This window comes from Mucilaginibacter sp. OK283 (genome assembly GCF_900110415.1).
In the GTDB taxonomy this organism is placed as follows: Bacteria; Bacteroidota; Bacteroidia; order Sphingobacteriales; family Sphingobacteriaceae; genus Mucilaginibacter.
Map to the genome: position 1 here is coordinate 108,222 of NZ_FODR01000005.1, position 20,249 is coordinate 128,470.

A 20,249-nucleotide genomic window follows, 5' to 3' on the forward strand; every position below is an offset into this window, starting at 1 on the left:
GAATCAAGGCGTAAGAATCAGAGTCAAGAGTTAAGAATCAAGAAAAAGTACTGCTAATAAACTTACGAAGCATAGCCTTTTTGTACTCGTATAGTTCGCAAGGTCCAACTATACTTTTTTCTTAAGTCTTGACTCCTGATTCTTGATTGTTAACTCTTTTCCTCACTCCACCCATAAAACAGAATTTCCTGTATTGTATTCGTTTTGCTCGTATAATTTATTGGCGGGATCAAGAATCCAGTTGCCGTCAATCAAAAACTTGTACCGGTACTTACCGGGTTTAAGGTACAGGCTTATTACCCACTCGTCGGCATTATGGGCCATGGTGAATCCTGAAGGATCCCAATCGTTAAAATTACCTGCCAGGTGCACGCTTCTGGCGTTGGCGTGCCCCTTGAGCCAGAACGTATAATTAGGTTTAACGGCAATAAAGGAATTGTTTACGCCGCCCTCAATAGCGTAAAGGCGGTTTTTAGGGTCAGTTATCCAGTTTCCGTCAACAATAAATTTGTAGCCGTAGTTACCCGCCGGAATCATTAAAGGTATGGCCCAGCCGGTAGCCGTTTTCCGGAGGCTTATTTCATTGGGTTTCCAGTTATTAAAGCTTCCGGCAATATAAACGGCTTTAGCTTCTTTATACCCATCAAGTTTAAAGCTAACCGCCTCGCCCTGGTTTAACACCGAATTAATGTGCCCTTCGTTATCTTTCACTTTCACCGGGTTTGCAGGGTCGGCGTACCATTGGCCATCAACCCAAAAGCGATAGGTATGAGTGCCATCGCGCAGGTAAAGTTTGGTTTCCCAGCCACCGTTCTTTTTTTGCAGCGGGATATTATCGGTATTCCAGTTATTAAAACTACCCGCTACGCTAACGTTATGAGCACTTGTAAAGCCATTAAGTCTGAAGGTGTTGTTAACGCGGTAGTAAACCGAGTTTACATCATTAAAACCATCCGGGCGTTGACGCAGGTTGCTTTTGTCGCGTTGCCAGCGGCCGTTTATAATGTATTTGTATTCATACCAACCCGGCGCCAGTTTTACATCACTTACCCAGCCGCTATCCGTTTTTGTCATTACGCCCTTTAGGGTACTCCAGTTGTTAAAATTACCAGATAATAAAACGCGTTTTGCGTTTAAATAGCCGGGCAAATAAAAGCGGGTGAAACCCGATGGTAATTCAAATACGGTAACCTGTATAAACTTGTTTACACCGTATAGTTCATCGGCAGGGTAGCCCGGTAAACCTGCAGGAGCATCAATATTACCGTCGAGGTTGGTGGTTATCTGGTATGGTGGGTTTTGTGGGTTCAGGTTTAAATCGGTAAGCGATCTGTCAAACCTAACCATGTTTTTATCGCGTCTGCCAATGTTCCAGCCGTCTTTGGCCAATGACGAGAAATCGCCCTTTAAAATGGCAGCGCCATTTGGCTTTTTTATACCGGCAATTTTTAAAATACTATCCAGTTGTGTTTTTGACGAACGCAAATCGAGCAGCATAATCAAATGATCTTTACCTAACACAAGGGAATTGCGCGTTTGCGCCCTTGCCGCAATAGAGAAGCAGGTAAACAACAAAAAAATAATTAAAACCGATCTGCACTTTTTCATACTACTGGTTAGTGTAAATGTACATTTCAAATTCTTTTTTCACAAAGTTGATGCTAAAGATACCCCGGATAAAAAAATCAAAACCGAGTATCCCATCAACAGTGTGCCCGTAGGCTTTGCCCATTTTATCAAGATTGGTTAACAGCACGCGGTTTTTCACAAACCGCCGGCCGCCAACCGTTAGGGTATCAAACCTTGCATAAATTACCTCGAATGATGAGCCGCCAATGCCGGTAGTTTTTGTGCGGTTAAGCACCTGCATGCCGGGCAGCATCTTGCGCACCCTGTCATAATCCATCAGGTTTGTTTCGGCGCCGGTATCAAATGCAAACCACAATGGTGTGTTATTGGCAACACCTTTTATAAATATTACATCGTTGGTGTTATTAAACGAGGTAAACATCCACGGTTCGTGAAATACTTTTTCATTTACAGGTATTTCACCGTCGTCATTCAGTTTGTGGATGTACAAGGTATTCCTGAACAAATCAACAGTAATGGCAAACTTTTTAAACAGCCGAGTGCCCAATAGACCGAGTATTTTAACGTTCCTGCCATTTTCAATAGCCGAAAGATCGGTTACATCGGCTGTAAGGCGGGGGTAATGCAAGTCGAGTATGCTGAAATTCCGCACTTCGGTCGTAAAAGCGCCAGGCGCGTTGCCATTTAAACCCGCCGATTCCTGGTCGGCTATAACGGGCATGTACCTGAAATAGGTAGCGTTTAAAACAAGGTAAGGCGCGCCGGTATCCAGCACAAAATTACCCGCGACAGAGTCTATCTGGGCTTCTACCAGGATGAGGTTGCCAGCCCGTTTTATGGGTACTATAAGTGTATTAAAATCGCCCGATGGGTCAGGGTCTGGTCCGCGTTTGGCGTTTTTGAAGCTGATGCCATTGATAGCGGTATTTGTGCTGCACCCGCCTTTTTGCCAGCAAGCAACAAATAACAAAACTATCAAATATACGTAAGGCCGGGGCATCGTGGTTGTTTAGGTAATAGACAGCGCCGGTTGCTTATATGTTACATGGGGTGGTGTTTAATTAATATGGCTCACATAACCATAAGTAACCAATTCATCCTTATTGCGGATTGGCCTTGTGTAGCCATCGGTAATCAGGATGGTCCTATCGCTTACATCCAGGATATTGTAATATTGATGATCGGTTACTATGATGCCTTTTATTTTAGCGCATTTCCTGATAATTTCCTTAAAAGCCTCGTCCTGTATGGGCGATATGTGGGTGAAAGGCTCATCAAGCAAAATAAAGTCGGCCTTGCTGTAAATAACCATTAATGTTTCCAGTTGCCGCAGTTCTCCGCCCGATAAGTCGGCTATGGTTTTTTCGGCGTATTTTTCATAGATGGGATGAGTGGAAAAATCGACCCAAAAGCGCTCGTCGATAATGGCTGCCGCCAGCTTTTTTATTTTAATGCCTTTGGGCAGGTAGTTATGCTGGGGCAGGTAGGCCACGCGCATATTTTTGTAGCCCTTTTTAATGTACTCGCCGCTAATGCTTAGGTGTTTGTATGCAGGAGTGAGGGTGCCGAATATGATCCTCAATAGAGACGACTTACCGCACCCGTTACGGCCCAGGATGCCCACTACTTCGCCTTGTTTGCACTCCAGGTAAACATCTTGTAGTATTTTGCGTCCGCCGAACTCCAGTTGTACGCTATCGGTTTTTAAGATGAGTGGCTCCAAATTTAACGGATGGTTGAAAGGAATAAAAGGATAATGAAAGCCGTAAAATCGCAGGCGAATACTGATAAGTAGAGCAAGTTGATGTTGTAGCCGGCATTGCGAAAATAGAAATAGGTTTGCACGGCATTAAAATTCAGATACCGTACGCCAAGAATGGCGGCGTAACTAACCAGTTTACATAGCACAACAAAAGGTATATTCAATTGGTGCGACATGAGGTAGTATATACAAGCCAGCGAAGCCAGTATGCACCATACCATTAACGGCTTATAAAAGTACCATCCTATTTTTATTGATTTTATCATTGAGCTAACTATGACAGGTTAGCTATGTAACGGCAATTTAGGCGTTAAATTTTAGGGAGATGAAAATGTTACAGGTCTGTAATTATGGGGTGCGATTGCGGAGGGGGGCATTTGGTCCGTCTCTCTTAAAAAAAAGCCAGGATTTGAGTAATTTGCTCAATCCTGGCCTTTTTATATCTTGATTCTTATCTTTTGACTCTGTGCAATTAACCCAAGTACGATTTCAAAATTTTGCTCCTTGAAGTATGGCGCAAACGCTGCAGGGCTTTATCCTTTATCTGGCGAACACGTTCGCGGGTTAGGTTAAATTTTTCGCCAATTTCCTCTAACGAAAGCGGGTGATTGGTACCCAAACCAAAGAACAGCACAATGATTTCGCGCTCACGTTCTGTAAGCGTTGAAAGGGAACGTTTGATCTCTTCGGACAACGACTCGTTGATCAGGATCGAATCGGTATTGGGTTCCTGGTTTTCAAGTACATCTAATAAGGTATTCTCTTCGCCCTGTACAAACGGGGCATCCATAGATACATGGCGGCCCGAATTGCTTAAGGTGTCGGAAATTTTATCAACGGTGGTTTCCAAAATATCGGCAAGTTCTTCGGGCGATGGCTCACGCTCGTACTCCTGCTCCAGTTTGGAGAATGCTTTACTTATTTTACTTAACGAGCCTACCTGGTTTAATGGCAAACGTACAATGCGCGATTGCTCGGCAATGGCTTGCAAAATGGATTGACGGATCCACCATACGGCGTAAGAGATGAATTTGAAACCCTTGGTTTCATCAAAACGTTTGGCAGCTTTAATTAAACCAAGGTTGCCTTCGTTAATTAAATCGCCCAGTGTAAGGCCTTGGTTTTGGTATTGCTTGGCAACAGATACAACAAAGCGCAGGTTGGTTTTGGTTAAACGCTCCAATGCCGCCTGGTCGCCCTCACGGATTTTTTGGGCTAATATTACTTCTTCTTCGGCTGTTATCAGATCAACTTTACCAATCTCGTGCAGATACTTGTCAAGCGATTGCGACTCGCGATTGGTTATGGATTGCGTTATTTTGAGTTGTCTCATCTATTTATAAACCTCTCTGTACTTTTTATTTACTACAGAACGACCAAAGTTATAAAATTGTTGTAAAAGATTACAATTGTACAGTGTATTTTCAAAAAAAATAAGCTATAGGTATTTTTTTTAAAATGTTGATTATCAGAATATTAAAATTTTAGTATCGACGGATTATGCAATTTTTGCATAAAAATACCGGAAAGGGGCAAGCGGTATGGTTTTTGTGGTGTTCGTAAAACACTATCTAAATTTAACGGGAAAAGATTAGTATCAAGTAGCGGTTATCAAGTATCAAGATTTTTTGATTGTTTAGCTTGAATTGACTGCAAGTACAATACATAATAGTATCAAGTATCAAGATTTTTTGATTGTTTAGCTTGAATTTCCGGCAAATGCAATATTGAAAAAACGCATAATTTTAAGCCTGACAGGCGTAGCTGTCTTGATACTTACACTTGATACTATACCTTCAATTCACTTAACTTAAACGTATCCTTCACCCTGATGCCTTTTTCTGTTTGTTGCAGGGTGCAGCATTCATTTACCGGATCGTGTTCAAAATAAAGTACATAATCATGCTCCAGGGCCTCTGTAAGGAATAGCTTTTTCTCTTTAAGGGTAGTGAGCGGAAACATGTCATAAGCCATTACATAGGGCAGCGGAAGGTGACCTACTGATGGCAGCAGGTCGGCCATGTAGAGGACTTTTTTACCCTTGTAGTTAATAAGCGGCAGCATCATGGCTTCGGTATGGCCGGAAACAAAACGGATGTCAAAATCTTTGGTAAAGTTGATTCCGTCCCGGGTATCTACAAATTGCAGCTGGCCGCTTTCCTGTATGGGAAGTATATTCTCCTTTAAAAAGGACGCCTTTTCACGGTCGTTTGGGTTTGTAGCCCAATCCCAATGCTTGGGGTTGCTCCAGTACCTGGCGTTCCTGAAGGCAGGCAATAACTTTTCGCCATCGCGAATAACAGCTCCGCCTACATGGTCAAAATGCAGGTGGGTTAAAAATACATCGGTAATATCATCGCGATGAAAACCAAGTGCAGCAAGCGAACCATCCAGCGTGGCATCACCATGTAAATAGTAATGGCTTAAAAACTTTTGGTCCTGCTTATCGCCAATGCCGGTGTCTATCAATATTAAACGGCCTTCATCTTCAACCAGCAAACAACGCATGGCCCAGGTGCACAGGTTATTGCTGTCGGCAGGGTTGGTTTTGTTCCAGATGGTTTTTGGTACCACCCCGAACATGGCTCCGCCATCTAATTTAAAAAAGCCGGTATCGATAGTGTGTAGTTTCATTGTTGGTCAATAGTCGATGGTCCATGGACCATGGTTGAAAAATAATAGCCACAAAAAAAAGCCGATAGCTCGAAGTTAAAAAAATAACTATGGACTATCGGCTATCGTCTATGGACTTGTTTTACAAGTGTATTACTTCATCATAAGCAGCGGCGGCAGCTTCCATTACAGCTTCGCTCATGGTTGGGTGTGGGTGAACCGATTTGATGATCTCGTGACCGGTAGCTTCCAGCTTGCGGGCGGTAACTACTTCGGCAATCATTTCGGTAACGTTGTAGCCCAGCATGTGCGCGCCCAGGAATTCGCCGTATTTGGCATCAAATATTAATTTTACAAAGCCATCTTTAGCGCCGGCGGCACTTGCCTTGCCCGATGCCGAGAAGGGGAATTTACCCACTTTAATTTCGTAACCAGCTTCCTTAGCTGCCTTTTCGGTATAACCTACGGATGCAACTTCGGGCGAGCAATAGGTACAGCCGGGGATGTTATTATAATCTAAAGGATGCGGGTTTTGGCCCGCAATTTTTTCAACGCAGATAATACCTTCGGCAGATGCTACGTGGGCAAGAGCCTGGCCTTTTACAATATCGCCGATGGCGTATACACCATCAATGTTTGTTTTATAATAATCATCAACCAAAACTTTACCGCGTTCGGTTTTTACCCCAACTTCTTCCAGGCCTATGCCTTCAATGTTGGTAGAGATGCCTACTGCAGATAAAACTATTTCGGCTTCAATAACTTCCATGCCTGTAGCGGTTTTCACGTTCACCTTGCAAAGTTCGCCCGTGCTGTCAACCGATTCCACGTTGGCGCCGGTAAGAATGTTGATGCCTTGTTTTTTAAGGATACGCTGTAAATTTCTTGAAATTTCTTCGTCCTCAAGCGGTACAATATTATCTAAATACTCAACAACGGTAACTTTGGTGCCAATAGAGTTATAAAAATAAGCAAACTCGATACCGATAGCGCCCGAACCTACTACAACCATCGACTTTGGTTGTTTTGGTAATATCATGGCCTGGCGGTAACCTATAACTTTAACACCATCCTGTTTTATATTTGGCAACTCGCGGCTGCGGCCACCGGTTGCAAGAATGATGCTTGTGGCGGTAATTTGTTTAGTGCTGCCATCATTTAATTTTACTTCAACAACGCCCTTTGATTTTAATTTACCAAAACCGTTAATTACTTCGATCTTGTTTTTTTTCATTAAAAACTGAACGCCTTTGCTCATACCATCAGCTACGCCGCGGCTGCGTTTTATAACAGCACCGAAATCAACTTCGCCTGTGCCGTTTATTTTGATACCATAGTCCTGCGAGTGGTTAAGGTATTCAAAAACCTGGGCGCTTTTTAATAAGGCTTTGGTTGGGATACAGCCCCAGTTAAGGCAAATGCCACCTAATGACTCTTTTTCGATAATGGCAGTTTTTAAACCGAGCTGAGAAGCGCGGATAGCTGCTACGTAGCCACCCGGGCCCGACCCTATAACAATTAAATCGTAGTCCATATTTTTATTGATATACTTTGATAACTAAATTTTTGTTTTGAACGGATTTATAGCCGGATGTGTGATGAACGCAGGGGGCTACATTTTAAAGGCGCAAAGCTAAGTAAAAAGGGGCGAAATGAGAAAAGTGTACATTTCATCGCCACGACAAAAAAAATATTTTTACCGGCGTATGGAAGTACAAGATTAAGTAACAAGATAATTACAAATATTACATTAAATCTACCTGTTTACTATGCATTTTATATGATTTTATGACATAATGTTGAAAAATACTCAACGATTGTTAACATAAACTTAACATTGGCAATCAGGGGATTAGTTATCTTTGTCCACAATTAACTCAAAGTATAATTAAAAAAGCAATTTATGAGGAAGCATTTACTTCTTTTATTATTATTAACCGGTTTTACATTCCTTATAAACAGGAATGCGGCTGCCCAGGGTGTTACCACCGCAAGCATTAACGGTATCGTTACCGATGCAAAAGGTGCTATCCCGGGTGCAACTGTAACCATTACACACGTGCCAACCGGTACGGTGTATGCAACTGTTAGCCGTTCGGATGGCCGGTTTAACATCCCCAACTTAAGGGTTGGCGGTCCGTACACCTTTAAAGTAAGCTTTATTGGTTACAAAACTTTTCAGCAGGATAACATTACCTTGTCTATCGGCCAGGATCAAAAGCTTTCTGCAGCGCTTGAGGATAATACAGCTACTTTAGGCGAAGTAAAAGTAACAGCTTCGGGAAGTAAAGTAATTAACTCTTCACGTACCGGCGCCCGCGAAACTATTAGCCGCCAGCAAATTGAAAGCCTGCCTACCATTAATCGTTCATTATCTGATTTTACCAAACTTACACCATCTGCAAACGGTTTAAGTTTTGGCGGCCGTAGCAGCGGTTACAACAACATCACTGTTGATGGTGCGTTGTTTAACAACTCATTCGGTTTATCAGGTACTTTGGGTGGCCAAACAAGTTCACAGCCTATTTCATTAGATGCGATTGACCAAATTCAGGTTGATATTGCTCCTTATGACGTTCGCCAGGGTAACTTTACAGGTGCAGGTGTTAACACTGTAGTAAAATCGGGTACAAACGAGTTTAAAGGTACTGTTTATGATTACATCCGCAGCACCGGTCTTACCGGTTACCATGCAGGCGTAACCGACATTGTTAAAACCCCTTTTAACTATCACCAGGATGGTTTAAGCATTGGGGGCCCAATCATCAAAAATAAATTGTTCTTCTTTTTATCAGGTGAGCAGGAAAGAATCAGCGCACCGGCTACCGCATACGTAGCTGCTGCCCCGGGCGTAAGTGGTGCAACTGTATCACAGGCTGATGCTGCAACGTTAAACTCTATCTCTGATTACCTGAAATCAAAATATAGCTATGATCCGGGTGCTTACCAGGGCTACAGTTATACCACCCACAGCGATAAAATAACTGTTAAACTGGATTGGAACATCAATAAAAATAACACTTTAAGTGCTAAATATTTTTATTTGAAATCGTACAAAGATCAGCCTGCAAGTAACTCAGGTATTGTTGGTATCAGCAATACAACCCGCGCTGCCGGTGTTACTACATTGCCTTTTTACGGATCAGGTTACCGTATCAACAACAACTTTAACATCGGTATTATCGAGTTAGATACCCGTATCAGCAATTCATTCTCAAACAGGTTAACTGCCGGCTACTCTGCACTGCGCGATTACCGTGCATCATTAGGCGGCGCTAAGATACCTTTGGTTGATATTGGTAACGGTGTTTATGATCCATCTACAGGTAAAGAAACTACCGCGTCGGCTGTTACAACCAGCTTTGGTTATGAGTTATTTACAGCAAATAACTTATTAAGCACAAACATACTTCAGTTTTCTGATGATTTAACTTACTATGCAGGTAAACACGAGTTTACCGTGGGTATTACAGGCCAGGCACAACGTTATACTAACGGTTTTGCTCCAAATTACAATGGCTTATATACTTATAACTCGGCTTACGATTTTCTGAATGGCTTACCGGCTACTCAGTATTCAACCCGTAACTCGGCATTGCCGGATGGTTCGTTTCCTTATGCCAAAATCAACGCTTCTATATATAGCGCTTACATACAGGATAAATGGCACGTTACCGATAACTTAAGGGTGACTTACGGCTTACGTGCTGATTATGACGTATTCCCAACAACCTTACAGCAAAATGCTAATGTACCTCCTTTAACATTCCAGGGCGGTATGCATGTTGATCCATCGGTATTGCCTAAAAATAGGGTGCAATTATCACCACGTTTAGGTTTTAACTATGATGTATTTGGCAATGGTACTACACAACTACGTGGCGGAACAGGTTTATTTGCCGGTACTGTTCCATTCGTATGGATATCTAACCAGGCATCAAACAATGGTGTATTATTTGGTTCATACTCTGTAACCAAAGCCGCCACTCCAACTGATCCACGTTTGATTTTCAACCCTAATGTGGATGCTTACCGCGCTCAGGCAGGTGCTGCAAATACATCTTACGAGTTGGATATTGCCGATCCTAAATTGAAATATCCTAAAATCTGGAGGTCGAACTTAGCTATCGATCAAAGATTGCCAGGTGGTATCATTGCTACATTAGAAGGTTCATATACCAAAGATGTTAATGCTATTTACCACCAAAACCTGGTACTATCTGATGGCTATTCAACATTAGCCGGTGCTGAAGGTCAAATCCGTTACGATTCAAAAAACACAACTCCTGCCGCTGCTGCTGCAACTGCTGCAAACCCATCTATCACCGGTTTGTATTACATGACCAATACGAGCAAAGGCTATTCATACTTTGTTACTGCCCAGTTACAAAAAAGCTTCAGCAACGGATTATATGCTAACGTAGCTTACACTCACACTGGTTCAAAAGATGTTAACGATGGTGGTTCAACCGCATCAACTATCTGGAGCACCCGTTACGTGGCAGGTAACCCTAATGCCGATAACCTTTCAAATAGCTCATATGTACAGCCAAACAGGGTAATCGCTTCATTCTCATACAAACATGAGTACTTTAAACACGCTGCAACAACCATCGGTTTAATATTTGAAGCTGCTAACAATGGTGCTGTATCATACATTACCTCGGGCGATCCTAACGGTGATGGTGCTACCAACGATTTAATGTTCATCCCTAAAAACAAAGGTGACATTATCCTGGTACCAAATGACGCAAAAGATTTACGTACAGCAGATCAGCTTTGGAGCCAGTTAAACAACTTCATTAACCAGGATCCATACCTGAGCAAACACAGGGGTGAATATGCTCAAAGAAACGGCGCTATATTGCCAACCTTCAAAAGAGCCGATTTACACATTGCTCAGGACTTCTTTGTAACTGCAGGTAAAGTGAAAAACACGATTGAAATATCTTTAGATATTATCAACATTGGTAACTTACTTAACCGTAACTGGGGTGTTTATCAAAACTCATTTACAGGTTTCAGCAATGGTTCATCAGCTGTTACTAAATATATTGGTACCGTTACCAATACAGATGGTTCAAAACAAGCTACGTATTCATTCCCGTATCTTGATGCAAATAACTTAGTGCCATTGCAATCATCATACAAAGCCGATATCAGCCAGGCTTCACGCTGGCAGGCCCAGTTAGGTTTACGTTATATATTTAACTAAATACACCTAACTATAAAACATAAAACCCGGCCAGTTTGGTCGGGTTTTATGTTTTATAGCGTTTTAAACTATTGTTTACCCTTTATAAGTTTTAAACAACTTATCCCATATGGTGGTGTAAAACCCATAATTATAATGGATATTTAAATGATGGTTATGATGAAATGATGATGTGCCGAGGTATCGGAAAGGGATAGCTTTCCTGATAGCCGCGGGGATAGGCTCGATTCCTAAATGCCCCATAATGCCAAAAAATACATTTACCGTAAGGTAGACCAAAATCGCATAAAAATTAAAATTAAACATGGCGATTATGATAAGCCATAATGACCCAAAGCCAACAGTTTCTATAGGGTGCAATACAAAAAGATCAATTGGGATCGGATCGGCGTAATGATGATGGAAACGGTGGATAGCTTTGTAAATAATCGAATGATGGATACCGTAATGGAAACTAAACATGGCCAGATCCATCAGCATAAATAAAGCCACGAAATCAACCAGGATAAACCAATTGATTGCAAAGTTCATCGCAATATAACCATGCTGCCAAAGCCAAAAACCGGCATAGGTTATGGCTGTATTAATTAAATTGGTAAGCAGACAAATCAATACCTCGTTGCGTGATGCTGCTTTTACCGACTTGCGGTTAAGTTTGAGTACAAGGTAACCAAAGGCCAGAGCCATTGCGGTAACCAGCAGGTTTTCGGCCAAAAATATGCCCAATAAGCTAAATGGTGGCTGTGCCGATAGGAACCTGAGCATAAGGAGAGATTTAGGGAGCGCGGTGCGGGCTACCCGGTTCGCGATTTTGGTAATTTATTGTGTATGATCATCGTGTTTACACGTGCAACAGCCCGTTCTAAGTCACCCGATCCCCGCAACCCGATCCTCGGGCCCGTTTACTCGTACTCAAACACCCCGAACTCCGAAGTTACGGTCACCTTTTTAGTTTCAGCCTTTTCTACCCGGCCAATAACCTGTGCGTCAACGCCAAAACCTTTGGAGATGGCTATCAAATCATCAGCTACTTCTGCAGGCACATAAAGCTCCATCCGGTGGCCCATGTTAAATACCTTGTACATTTCCTGCCAGCTGGTTTTTGATTCCTGCTGAATGAGTTTAAATAATGGAGGAACAGGGAAAAGGTTGTCTTTGATAATATGCAGCTCATCAATAAAGTGCAGCACTTTGGTTTGCGCACCGCCACTACAATGTACCATGCCGTTAATCTCACTTCGGTATTTATCAAGTATGGCTTTTATAATAGGTGCATAGGTGCGTGTGGCACTTAATACCAGTTTGCCTGCGGTAATGGTTTGGCCGTTGCCGATATCAACCAGGTCGGTAAGATTTTTACTACCGCTGAAGATGAGGTCATAGGGGATGGCCGGGTCATAACTTTCGGGATATTTATCGGCGATGGTTTTGTTAAATACATCATGACGGGCAGATGTAAGCCCGTTTGAGCCCATACCTCCGTTGTATTCTTTTTCGTAAGTGGCCTGGCCATATGATGCCAAACCCACAATAATATCGCCCGGTTGGATGCGGTGGTTTGAGATAACATCGGTACGCGGCATACGGCAGGTAACGGTAGAATCTACAATGATAGTGCGCACCAGGTCGCCTACATCGGCAGTTTCGCCACCGGTTGAGTAAATGCCTATACCGGCATCGCGCAGTTCGCTTAAAATTTCTTCGGTGCCGTTTATAATGGCGGCAATAACTTCGCCGGGTATCAGGTTTTTATTGCGGCCTATGGTAGATGATAGCAGAATGTTATCTGTAGCGCCAACGCAAAGTAAATCATCAAGGTTCATGATAATTGCATCCTGTGCAATGCCGCGCCATACTGATATGTCGCCGGTCTCTTTCCAGTAAGTATACGCTAATGACGATTTTGTGCCCGCACCGTCAGCATGCATAATATTGCAATACGCGTCGTCGTTGGTTAATATATCGGGGACTATTTTGCAGAATGCTTTTGGAAATATGCCCTTATCAATGTTTTTAATGGCATTATGTACATCATCTTTAGAGGCAGATACACCCCTTTGATCATATCTTTGCGAAGAAATCATGGGCAAATATACGCACGAATTACGCGAATTTTATACACCAATTGCACGAATTGAATTGAACAGACACGAATTAATAAAGTCCGGATTTTATAAGTAGAATGAATTTTAACGAATGATTATCAAATTTTATAACTTGCAGTGTGTGGTGGAATTGGTGTTAATTCGACCTAATTGGTGAAATTCGTGTTAAAAACAATCTCCTATAAAATAAACCGCTGGCGCCTGAGGCGTAATAGCCAACGGAACTTTTTAATTTATTGTAGTGTGTTTGTCGGCTTTTTTGGCGGCCTTGCTGCCATTGTCTTAAAATTCCTGGTGCATTTTATAGAGGATGTAAGCCGTAATATTTCATCGCACCTTTATTATCACATAGCCTACGTTTTTTTGCCCGCGCTTGGCATCTTTTTAGCGGTAACCTGGCAGCATCTGGGCAATCGCGATAAAATTCAAAAGGGGATAGGTAGCATCCTGGCCAATATCAAAAAGAACCGGTCGAACATCAGGCTCAATAATATTTACTCACATATTGTAACCAGTTCGTTAACGGTAGGTTTTGGCGGCTCGGCGGGGTTAGAGGCGCCTATTGTAGCTACAGGCGCTGCCATAGGCTCAAACGTGGGCAAGTTTTTTAAGCTTACGCCTTATGAAAAAACAGTACTGCTGGCCGCCGGCGCATCGGCAGGTATCGCGGCGGTATTTAACAGCCCCATTGCGGGGGTGCTGTTTTCGTTAGAGATATTGATAGGCGAAATTACCATCCCCACCTTTATCCCTTTGCTTATTGCATCTGCAACGGGGGTTGTAGTGTCCAAGTTATTATACTCGGGGCAGTTATTCCACCTGGTTACCGAGGGTTGGGTAGTTACGGCTATTCCTTTTTACATTCTGCTGGGCCTGTTTAGCGGCTGGATGGCCATATATATTAATAAAGTAGGGGGTAAGCTGGAGGGCGGTATTCTTAAAAAACAAAACAGGTATGTGCGCGCACTTTTAGGCGGTTTGTTCCTGGGCCTTATTATTTTGGTGTTTCCGCAATTATTCGGCGAAGGTTACCATTACCTGCAGGCTATTTTAAATGGCAATATTGATGCGCTTAAAGACGAATCATTATTTGCGGGCTGGCTGTCAAACCAGTGGTTTATGCTCGTTTTTATCATCGCGCTGGTTTTTATGAAGATAATTGCCAGCGGTATAACCCTTGGCTCGGGCGGCAACGGGGGCTCGTTTGCGCCCACCATGTTTACCGGTGCATTTTTAGGGCTAACAATAGCTTATGGGGTAAATCTTACCGGGCTGATACATTTAAACACCGTTAATTTTATAGCAGTGGGCATGGCCGGCGCGTTAAGCGGCGTAATGCATGCCCCACTCACCGCCATATTTTTGATTGCCGAAATTACCGGGGGGTATGTATTATTTATTCCGCTGATGATTGTATCATCTATATCCTACATCATATCGCGCGTTTCCTCGCCTCACAATATTTACTGGCAACACCTCATTCACGAAAAAGATATCCACCCGGGCCAGGATTACAGCATGCTGAACGCGATATCACTTGATAGTATCATCAATAGGAAATATACCGCGGTTGACAAGCAAACTACCGTTAACGATTTTTATAAGATACTTGCGGTAACGGATGCCAATATATTCCCGGTACTTAAAGAGGACGGAAGATTGGAAGGAGTAGTATTGGTTGACGATATACGCCGCCGCCTGTTTAACCAGGAGATAGCAGACGAAACCATTGCCGATATTATGACGGTACCACCAACAATAATTGATTACGAACAACCCGTCAGCAGCGTGATGGAAACTTTTGATGCCATTGATGTATGGCAGCTGCCGGTAGCAAAGGATGGCTTATTCATTGGCTTTATATCCAAATCGGCCCTGCTAAGTAAATATCGGGAGGTTATTATTGCACAGCATAAGGCGAGTGATTTGTTTATCTGAAATATACCGGGATGTAAAATAATTGTTACCGGCAAAATGAGCGCGATAAAGGAAATAGCACCGACAAAACATTTTTTTTCGGGGTATTAGGGCCTGGCGTTTTGCATTAAGGAACTGTTGAACTTAACAATAAGTGCAAACAGCTCTTTGTATTTATTTAAGGGTAGCGTGGCGCTGATATCAAATACGTCATGATAAGCTTTTATGCCGCCCATGGTGTAAATAAAAAATGCCGGTACCCCTTTCTCGGTAAATAAATAATGATCGCTATTGGCAGCTTTGCCACGTTTGGCTACTTTAACAAAATAGTGGTTATCGTTATTTATCTGCTGCATGGCGGCAAATTCCTGCGGATAAACGGTGGCGTTTACCACGGTGATCCCTTCAATGCCGGTACCGTTCAAATCAAGGTTAATCAAAAAACGGATCTTCTTTAAATCTATCAGAGGGTTTTCGGTAAAATATTTTGAGCCCAGCAAGCCAGCCTCCTCACCCGAAAAAGCAATAAAGGCCATGGTATAGGGCTGTGGGTTTGCCGCGTAATATTTGGCCAGGCTTAGCATCTGCGTTAGGCCGCTGGCATTATCATTGGCTCCGGGGAAGTATGTATTGCTGCCCATGCCGCCTAAATGGTCGTAATGGGCGGTAATCACTATCATCGAATCGGGCTTAACCGTTCCCTTTACTATTCCACAAACATTGACTGTTTTAAAATCGGGGATGAGTTTGTTTTCTATAGCTACAGTTAACGAAGAGGGTGCCTGTTTCAGCGCCTTTTTATCAACCTGTATCACTGTAAAATCCAACGCCTTGCCTTCAACCGACCAGGTAAGCTTATCCTCTAAAGATACAATGACACGGTTTTGTTTATCAACAAAATGAGTGCTATCGGTTTGTTCCAGCCTGCCTGTGCCTGTTACGCCACGGCTATCGGGGCTCACAATAAACTCTTTGCCGGGGATAAGCTCAACCCCGTTGATGGCCACATCCATTTTACCGGGGAAAATATTAACCGGGTAACTAAACTCCTGCAGGTAATTTTTGCCCGCCATTGGTTTTACCCCATAGCTTTTAAACTGTGCCGATATAAATGCCGCAGCCTTATGCACGCCATCATGGGTATAACCACGGCCCCAAAAATAGGGAGAAGTAAGGGTATCTACCAGTTTACGGGCAAACACGCTGTCCTGTGCAAATGTGGTGCCCGATATAAAAAGCAACAGCAGGGTAAGTTTAAATTTCATTTATAACGATGCAGGTAAATGTTATTGTGGCAGCAAATTATAGGAAATGCTACATAAAACTGTCAGCCTCCCTGTAAGCTTTTATCAAAGCCAGTTCCCCATCTTTTCCCTGCCCGGCGGTACCGTGTTCCATGCCTAAAACGCCGCGATAGCCCTTGTTATAAATGTGTTTGAATATATTTTTATAATTTACCTCGCCGGTGCCAGGTTCTTTGCGGCCGGGGTTATCGCCAATTTGGTAGTAGCCTATTTCGTCGTAAACCAAATCAAGGGTAGGGATAATGTTGCCCTGGTTGCGCTGTACGTGGTACATATCATACAATATTTTGCACGACGGGCTGCCCACGGCCTTGCAAATGGCGTAAGCCTGGTCGGGTGTACGCAGGAAAAGATCGGGGTTATCGCTTAACGGCTCAAGCACCATGATAACGCCGTGGGGCTCTAAAATGGCGGTGCCTTTTTTAATAGCTTCTATCACATTGCCGGTTTGTATTCCAATGGGCAGGTTGCGCACAAAATCGCCGGGTACAACAGTTACCAGTTTGCTGTTGATGCGTTTGGCTATTTCTACCGCCTGTTTGCACGATGCAATAAATTTCTCTACCTGGTCGGCCTTGCCGGATGCCAGCATGTTGCTATCATTGCCCAAACCTGGCTGAACAAATACGCCCATAGTCATGCCCAGTTTAGCCAGCGTATCGCCTATTTTTTTCTGCTCATCCTCGGTACGGTGGCTCATGCCATTATCTTCGATGGAGCGAAAGCCTTTATCGTATGCAAATTTTATCTGCTCAACAAAATTATCGCCGGCATGGTTTTTAAACATCCCATCGTGAATGCCATAATTAAGATTGAAAGGCTTATCGGCGGCGGTTGTTGCCACACCAGCCGGATCGGCACAGCCGGTAAGTGTAGCCGCATTTAATACACCGGTACTTAATAATGATGCGCCCGCAAGCATCGAGCTTTGCACAAAGTTTCTGCGTTTCATAGGCCTGAATTGGTTTGAGCAGGCAAGATAGTTTTATTGAAGGCAAAATTCAACAATAAAAAATCAAAAGTGGATGTATAGGCAATCAGGAAGACCAGCAGTTAAAAAAACGGATACGTTTTACAAATTTTATGAAAAAGATGTAAGTTGTAATCGACTAACATGATAAAAAATAAAAGAGGCTGCCCCGGGATAGGACAGCCTCTTTTATTTTTTTAGGCCTGTATTTATTTACCTGTTAAGGCAACGTTGAATTTGCCATCGGTGATAGCTTTAACTTTACCAGAACCTGCGGTAACATTACCTTTAAATGTACCCTGTATGTTAGTCGAGCTGATAGATGTTACAGTTACGGTTACTATTTTGGCGCTAATGCTATCGTCGTTTAAATAGTCGTCGGTATCGTTGGGCGCATATAAAAGTAAAGGCCTGTCGCTTACTGCTGCAGCTGTCGAGGTATACGTTTTACCTGCCGTGATGGTACCATTAAGCGTTATCGAAATAACCGCTTTATTTGATGCTGTACCTTGAACGTTGGTGAATTTTTCGCCGCCTACGGTACCGGTTATTGCAAACGCGTTGTTAAAAGTTGTGGCGGTTCCGTCGATGCTGGCAGTAATTGTTGTTGATATTACGGTATTGTCTTTATCCTTTGAGCAGGAGTTTAACGTAATTACGCCAATGGCAAGTGTTAATAAAAAAATGCTCTTGATCTTTTTCATTTGTTGCAGGTTTAAGTTTAATTTTTAATATTTAATAACTCCGGCGAAGATATTTAATAATAATGGAAATAAATTACATTTTAAGTTAAATATTTATGGTGCTACTTGTTAGATAATAAATTATCCATTTTTCAAAATCTCTACGCCCTTCCCCCGGGTTTTTCCATCCATTGTTTGCCGCCTGGCTAACCAAGCATTAGTAAAAGCAAAAAAAATATCCCCAATTCACCGGCTTTAATCCGTTGTTTACCGACGAAAACCGGGCCTACATCTAATTGGCCAAAAACAGCTGTAACGTATGGAAAATGGGGGCGTCTTATTGGTGTATTCAAAATAATAAAAATACAATTACTTGACAATCAAAATATTAATATCATGAAAACTACATTATTCACCATCGCTGCTTCATTGCTTTTAGTAGCTGGTTTATCAAATTCAACCTTTGCATCTAAAAAAAATACCCAAACTGTTGCCACCGTATTAACCGATGTAAGCAACATCAACAAAATCGAAGTTCGCGGTAACGTTGAACTTTATGTATCGGCCGGCGCAACTAACCAAGTGAAAGTTTACAACAAGTACTACGCCGAGAGCGCCCTGGTACAAAGCTCAAAAGGCGTATTGCGTATTACATCATACAGCAACGAAAAATTAGTGGTTTGGGTAACGGCAAATGACCTGGCGGCTATCAGCGCTTATGACAATGCCGAAGTAAAATCATTCGGCAACCTGTCTGCCATCGAATTGGAAGTTAGCCTGCATAACAACGCTACCGCTAATTTGAAACTGGATGTTTATACCGCTACCGTAAACACAAGCGATAAATCAAAAATTGAATTATCGGGCACTGCCGAAGTTTATACTTTAAACCACAATACCCAATCAAGCGTAAACAATAACAAATTTATTGCCCAGGCCTACACCGATAAAGTAACCAACAGCCCCGCCAAACAAAACAACGACTTAGCGGGTATCTAATCTCTAAATGTTCTTTCGCAAAAGTCTTTCATATACTACTACAGGAAGCTATCACTAATATGTGGTAGCTTCTTTTGTTTTGAGGGGGACTAAGAATAGTATCGGGTATCAAGTCGCAAGTATCAAGACAGCTGCAAGCCCAGGTGATCCGAAAATCAAAAAATCTTGATACTTGATACTTGCGACTTGATACTATCCTTGATACTCTAAAAATATTTCCTCCATTCACCGATGATTTTACCACGTTCGCCGATGAAAACCGGGTGTACATCTAAATGAGCCAAAACGGCTGTAACGTTTTAAAAATGGCGGCGTCTTATTGGTGTATTTAAAAATAACACAATACAATTACTTGACAATCAAAATATTAATATCATGAAAACTACATTATTCACCATCGCCGCTTCATTAGTTTTAGTAGCTGGTTTATCAAACTCAACTTTTGCATCTACAAAAAATACTCAAACTGTTGCTACCGTATTAACCGATGTAAGCAACATCAACAAAATCGAAGTTCGCGGTAATGTTGAGCTTTATGTATCTGCCGGCACTGCCGATCAGGTTAAGGTTTACAACAAATATTACGCATCAGGCGCATTGGTACAAAGCTCAAAAGGTGTACTGCGCATTGCATCATACAGCAACGAAAAATTAGTGGTTTGGGTTACCGCAAATGACCTGCGCGCCATCAGCGCTTATGATAACGCCGAAGTAAAATCATTTGGCAAACTATCTGCCATTGATCTGGATGTTAACCTGAGCAACAACGCTACTGCTAAATTAGATTTGGATACCTATAACACCAATGTAAACGTAAGCAACAATGCTAAAATTGAACTTGCAGGTACTACAGAAGTTTATAGCCTTAACCATAACCTGCAATCAAGCGTTAATAACAACAACTTTACAGCCACTACTTACACCGATAAATTAACCGGGATCACATCTGCCAAAAACGAAAACGAGTTAGCCGGTTTGTAATTATATAAGCATCAGTAACTTTTGCAAAAGTCCATCATATATTCTGAAAAGCTATCATTTAAAATATGGTAGCTTTTTTTAATTTTGATGTAACATCTCTGTCCAAACCA

At 42.4% G+C, this 20,249-nt stretch carries 16 protein-coding genes; 4 read left to right on the top strand and 12 right to left on the bottom strand.

The window, feature by feature from the left end; translation table 11 throughout:
• Window positions 1–162 precede the first annotated feature (162 nt).
• From BMX56_RS13465 to lpdA, 7 genes are all read right to left on the bottom strand, one after another.
• Window positions 163–1,608: an early set domain-containing protein gene (locus BMX56_RS13465; protein WP_090648395.1), complete on the bottom strand. Its 1,446-nt coding sequence runs from the start codon at window positions 1,606–1,608 to the stop codon at window positions 163–165.
• A 1-nt stretch (window position 1,609) separates the two neighbouring features.
• Entirely contained in the window at window positions 1,610–2,590 is a 981-nt protein-coding gene (locus BMX56_RS13470) for an aspartyl protease family protein (RefSeq protein ID WP_090648399.1), read from the bottom strand.
• Window positions 2,591–2,647: 57 nt separating this feature from the next.
• Window positions 2,648–3,313, bottom strand: a complete 666-nt coding sequence (locus tag BMX56_RS13475; protein ID WP_177183804.1) for an ATP-binding cassette domain-containing protein — start codon at window positions 3,311–3,313, stop codon at window positions 2,648–2,650.
• Between the two features lie 2 nt (window positions 3,314–3,315).
• Complete coding sequence (locus BMX56_RS13480) at window positions 3,316–3,618, bottom strand: hypothetical protein (RefSeq protein ID WP_090648408.1); 303 nt, start codon at window positions 3,616–3,618, stop codon at window positions 3,316–3,318.
• Window positions 3,619–3,824: 206 nt separating this feature from the next.
• A complete protein-coding gene (locus tag BMX56_RS13485; RefSeq protein WP_090466905.1) occupies window positions 3,825–4,685 on the bottom strand; it encodes a sigma-70 family RNA polymerase sigma factor in 861 nt (286 codons plus the stop codon).
• Between the two features lie 455 nt (window positions 4,686–5,140).
• Window positions 5,141–5,986, bottom strand: coding sequence for an MBL fold metallo-hydrolase (locus BMX56_RS13490; RefSeq protein ID WP_090648411.1), 846 nt, complete (start codon window positions 5,984–5,986; stop codon window positions 5,141–5,143).
• A gap of 121 nt (window positions 5,987–6,107) precedes the next feature.
• Window positions 6,108–7,499: a dihydrolipoyl dehydrogenase gene (gene lpdA / locus BMX56_RS13495; RefSeq protein ID WP_090648416.1), complete on the bottom strand. Its 1,392-nt coding sequence runs from the start codon at window positions 7,497–7,499 to the stop codon at window positions 6,108–6,110.
• Window positions 7,500–7,868: 369 nt separating this feature from the next.
• Here lpdA and BMX56_RS13505 point away from each other — a divergent pair, with 369 nt between their 5' ends.
• Window positions 7,869–11,180, top strand: a complete 3,312-nt coding sequence (locus tag BMX56_RS13505) for a TonB-dependent receptor (RefSeq protein ID WP_090648425.1) — start codon at window positions 7,869–7,871, stop codon at window positions 11,178–11,180.
• Between the two features lie 75 nt (window positions 11,181–11,255).
• On the opposite strand, the gene BMX56_RS13510 is transcribed toward BMX56_RS13505, so the two are convergent.
• The gene (locus BMX56_RS13510) at window positions 11,256–11,945 is read right to left on the bottom strand and encodes a sterol desaturase family protein (RefSeq protein ID WP_090648428.1); all 690 of its coding nucleotides are present in this window, start codon (window positions 11,943–11,945) and stop codon (window positions 11,256–11,258) included.
• Between the two features lie 137 nt (window positions 11,946–12,082).
• Window positions 12,083–13,264, bottom strand: coding sequence for an AIR synthase related protein (locus BMX56_RS13515; RefSeq protein WP_177183805.1), 1,182 nt, complete (start codon window positions 13,262–13,264; stop codon window positions 12,083–12,085).
• Between the two features lie 264 nt (window positions 13,265–13,528).
• Here BMX56_RS13515 and BMX56_RS13520 point away from each other — a divergent pair, with 264 nt between their 5' ends.
• Window positions 13,529–15,223 carry a chloride channel protein gene (locus BMX56_RS13520; RefSeq protein ID WP_177183806.1) on the top strand — a complete coding sequence of 565 codons (1,695 nt, stop codon included), beginning with the start codon at window positions 13,529–13,531 and terminating at the stop codon, window positions 15,221–15,223.
• A gap of 86 nt (window positions 15,224–15,309) precedes the next feature.
• Here the strand turns inward: BMX56_RS13520 and BMX56_RS13525 are convergent, their stop codons facing one another.
• From BMX56_RS13525 to BMX56_RS13535, 3 genes are all read right to left on the bottom strand, one after another.
• On the bottom strand, window positions 15,310–16,467 hold the full coding sequence (locus BMX56_RS13525) for a M28 family metallopeptidase (protein WP_090648437.1): 1,158 nt from the start codon (window positions 16,465–16,467) through the stop codon (window positions 15,310–15,312).
• 49 nt (window positions 16,468–16,516) lie between these two features.
• Window positions 16,517–17,458 carry a hydroxypyruvate isomerase family protein gene (locus tag BMX56_RS13530; protein ID WP_090648444.1) on the bottom strand — a complete coding sequence of 314 codons (942 nt, stop codon included), beginning with the start codon at window positions 17,456–17,458 and terminating at the stop codon, window positions 16,517–16,519.
• Window positions 17,459–17,685: 227 nt separating this feature from the next.
• A complete protein-coding gene (locus tag BMX56_RS13535) occupies window positions 17,686–18,180 on the bottom strand; it encodes a hypothetical protein (RefSeq protein ID WP_090648449.1) in 495 nt (164 codons plus the stop codon).
• 375 nt (window positions 18,181–18,555) lie between these two features.
• On the opposite strand from BMX56_RS13535, the gene BMX56_RS13540 reads away from it, so the two are divergent.
• Window positions 18,556–19,158, top strand: coding sequence for a GIN domain-containing protein (locus tag BMX56_RS13540; protein WP_090648454.1), 603 nt, complete (start codon window positions 18,556–18,558; stop codon window positions 19,156–19,158).
• Between the two features lie 375 nt (window positions 19,159–19,533).
• Window positions 19,534–20,139, top strand: a complete 606-nt coding sequence (locus BMX56_RS13545; protein ID WP_090648459.1) for a GIN domain-containing protein — start codon at window positions 19,534–19,536, stop codon at window positions 20,137–20,139.
• Window positions 20,140–20,249: the final 110 nt, after the last annotated feature.